At 67.9% G+C, this 296-nt stretch carries 1 pseudogene; it reads right to left on the bottom strand.

Features of this window, described 5'->3' with window-relative positions:
• Window positions 1–56: 56 nt before the first annotated feature.
• Window positions 57–296 (bottom strand): annotated as a pseudogene (locus tag EOD29_RS31205) (AIR synthase-related protein); the annotation flags it as partial.

Here is a 296-nt window from a genome sequence, read left to right as displayed (position 1 = left end):
CGGGTTGGTGGAATGGGTCAGCATCGCAATGTGCAAGGTTCGGTGCGACGGAAGGTTCATGCGGCGGCGTCCTGTCGGCCGAGCTGCAGCAGCGGTGCCTCGGCATGATTGCGCACCACTGCGCGGCTCTCGCCGTCGACCAGTGCGACCTCGGCACCAGCCACGACCGCGCCGATGACCGCGGCGCTGATGCCGCGCGCGGTGAAGCGGGTGACGACATCGGCCACATGTTCCGGCACGACCGCGAGCAGGTAGCCGAAGCTCGGAAAGGTGACGAGCCAGCGATCGAGAGCGAC

This window comes from Mesorhizobium sp. M1A.T.Ca.IN.004.03.1.1, from assembly GCF_003997555.1.
Lineage (GTDB): Bacteria > Pseudomonadota > Alphaproteobacteria > Rhizobiales > Rhizobiaceae > Mesorhizobium.
The sequence above is the reverse complement of the archived record's forward strand: the minus strand, read 5'-3'. Positions and strand labels throughout refer to the sequence as shown.